The sequence below is a fragment of the Tahibacter sp. genome, assembly GCF_032229445.1.
Taxonomy (GTDB): Bacteria; Pseudomonadota; Gammaproteobacteria; order Xanthomonadales; family Rhodanobacteraceae; genus Tahibacter.
The window spans coordinates 1-2,764 of record NZ_JAVTWC010000037.1; the positions used below are offsets into that span (position 1 = coordinate 1).

Consider the following 2,764-nt stretch of genomic DNA (forward strand, 5'->3'; position numbering starts at 1 on the left):
CGAAGCCCTTGAGCACCTTTGCCGCGTCGTCCTGATCGCCCATCTGCGCCAACGACAGTGCGTAACCGAAGCGCCTGCGCACGTCAGGTGGCAACGCCATCAGATCCTTGTAGCTGCTCGCGATCCATTCGAGCGCTTTTTCTTTATGGGTCATGGCGGCAGTTTATACCTGTTCAGGTAAAATATAAAGCACGATACCAATAGAGCCGATGTCGCAAAACAAGTGTTTTACGACACGTAGAAAACTGCCAACGAAACGGCTCACGACAGGCCTCGATAATGTGCGGGAAACCATGTCGCTATGCGCTACTATACGGAAACTAAATTTAGGGGTTATCCGATATGTTGGTAGGCTACATGCGCGTGTCGTCGGACTCCGACCGGCAGAGCACGGACTTGCAGCGCGACGCGCTGCTCGCGGCCGGCGTCGATCCACGTCACCTATTCGAGGATCACGCTTCCGGCGCGAAGGATGACCGCACGGGCTTAGCTCGGGCGCTAGAATTTGTCCGCCCTGGCGCTGTATTGGTCGTCTGGAAGCTGGACCGGCTCGGCCGCTCGCTGTCGCACCTGCTCGCTATCGTGACCTCACTCAGGGGCAAACAGGTGGCGTTTCGCTCGCTGACGGAGAGCCTGGATACAACAACGCCATCGGGCGAGTTCCTGTTCCAGGTATTCGGTGCACTGGCGCAGTACGAGCGCGCCTTGATTCAAGAGCGTGTCGTCGCCGGCCTGGCCGCCGCACGCAAACGTGGCCGGATCGGCGGCCGACCACAGGCAATCACTGGCGAAAAGCTGAACGCGATCGTCGCCGCACTCGACGGCGGTATGTCCAAGGCGGCGGTGTGTCGGAATTTCGGCGTCAAACGCACCACCTTGATCGAGACCCTGGCGCGGGTCGGCTGGCCCGAGTCCTCGCGTCCAGGAGCGTAGCGGCATGGCGAACGGCAGCGCAGAAGATCAGTGGCTGTTGGCATCGGCTGAGCGCGAGTTGGTGATGACAAAGAACTGGACGAACCGGCTGGGCTTTGCCGTCCTGCTGACCTTCTTCCGTGAGCGTGGCCGGTTCCCGCGCGACAAGGATGAAATCGAGGCGCAAGGGGTCGCCTCACTGCGCCAGCAACTCGATGTGCCGATGCCAATCGATGGCGAAGCCTTCCTCACCGGGCGCACGGAGGAGCGCCTGCGCGCTGAAATTCGCGGGCGCTTCGGCTTCCGCGAAGCCACAGTCGCCGACTCGGAGATGCTGACGGTTTGGCTGCGCGATCATGTCGCCGGCGAGCTCGCCGGCGACATTGATTCGATGATTGAGCGGCTGGAAGCGCGTTGCCGGGAACTCGCCATCGAGCCGCCGACGGCCGACAGGGTGGAGCGTATCGCGCGCAGCGCTTTGCGCGCTCACGAAGGCCGCTTCCATAACGGCGTCTATGCACGGCTGTCGCTCGCAACACGCAAGAACCTGGATGCCCTACTGCGTCCAGAGGGTGACGGCAGCGAAGAACTCAACCAAGACGACGCGATAGGCAGCGCACCGGCTGTCCTGCTGAAGCTACGTGGCAGTCCTGGTCGACCTAGCCTTGCCAGCATGCAGGACGAGTTGGCGAGGCTGGAACTGATCCGGGGAATCAACCTGCCCGCCGATCTGTTCGACCGAACTTCACCGCGCGACCTAGAGCGTTGCCGCCAGCGAGTTTCGGTCGAGGTTCCTCGCGACTTGCGCCGGCATCCAGATGCTGCTCGCATCACCTGGTTGGCGGCCTTCGTCTATCTGCGCGCCCGCAGTCTGACCGATGACCTGGTGGACTTGCTGATCGAGACCATCCACCAGATCGGCGCGCGTGCCGAGCGCAAGGTCGAGCGGGAATTGCTGGAAGATCTGAAGCGTGTCACCGGCAAGCAGAACCTCCTGTTCAGCCTGGCCGACGCTACGCTGGCCCAACCGGATGGCGTGGTGCGCGACGTGGTGTTCCCGGTGGTCGATGAACAGACCCTGCGCGATCTGGTCAAGGAATGGAAGGCCAGCGGGCCAACCTATCGCATCACGCTGCGTACCGTGATCCGCAATTCATACCAGGGCCACTATCGGCGCATGGTGCCGACCTTGCTGGCTGCGCTGGAATTCCGTTCCAACAACGACCGCCACCGCCCGGTGATGGATGCGCTCGAACTGGTGAAACGCTTCGCCAATACCAAGGTGCATACCTTCCCGGCCGACGAGGACGTCCCGCTCGACGGCGTGGTGCGTGGCCTGTGGCGCGAAGCCGTGATGGAGAAGGACGCTGCCGGCCGGGATCGGGTCAACCGCGTCACCTACGAAATCGCGGTGCTGGAAGCGCTGCGCGAGCGACTGCGCTGCAAGGAAGTTTGGGTGGTTGGCGCAAACCGCTACCGCGATCCCGACGACGACCTCCCAGCCGACTTTGACGAGAACCGAGAGAGCTACTACCAGGCGTTGAATCTCCCACTTTACGCGGATCGTTTCATCGCCGACTTGCAGTCGGCGATGCGCGAGGCGCTGTCCACCTTCGACGCCGGCCTGAAGAAGAATCCCTCCGTCCGGTTGAGCAGCAAAGGCGGCGGCTGGATCACGTTGACGCCGCTCGATGCGCAGCCCGATCCGCCTAACTTGACTGCGCTCAAGGCAGAACTCAACGCCATCTGGCCGATGACCAGCCTGCTCGACATGGTCAAGGAAACCGACCTGCGGCTGGGTTTTACGGACGCCTTGAAAAGCCCGACCTCCTACGAGACGATGGATCGCGCG

2 protein-coding genes are annotated in these 2,764 nt (G+C 62.2%); both read left to right on the top strand.

The annotated features are described in order from the left end of the window. Window positions 1-342: 342 nt before the first annotated feature. On the top strand, window positions 343-933 hold the full coding sequence (locus RUU78_RS07905) for a recombinase family protein (RefSeq protein WP_043567193.1): 591 nt from the start codon (window positions 343-345) through the stop codon (window positions 931-933). 4 nt (window positions 934-937) lie between these two features. After that, on the top strand, window positions 938-2,764 hold a 1,827-nt coding region (locus tag RUU78_RS07910), incomplete at its 3' end, for a DUF4158 domain-containing protein (RefSeq protein WP_313915356.1).

Excerpts from the sequence above, each read along its gene's own strand:
- RUU78_RS07905 (WP_043567193.1), top strand. The coding sequence starts at position 343 with ATGTTGGTAGGCTACATGCGCGTGTCGTCGGACTCCGACCGGCAGAGC.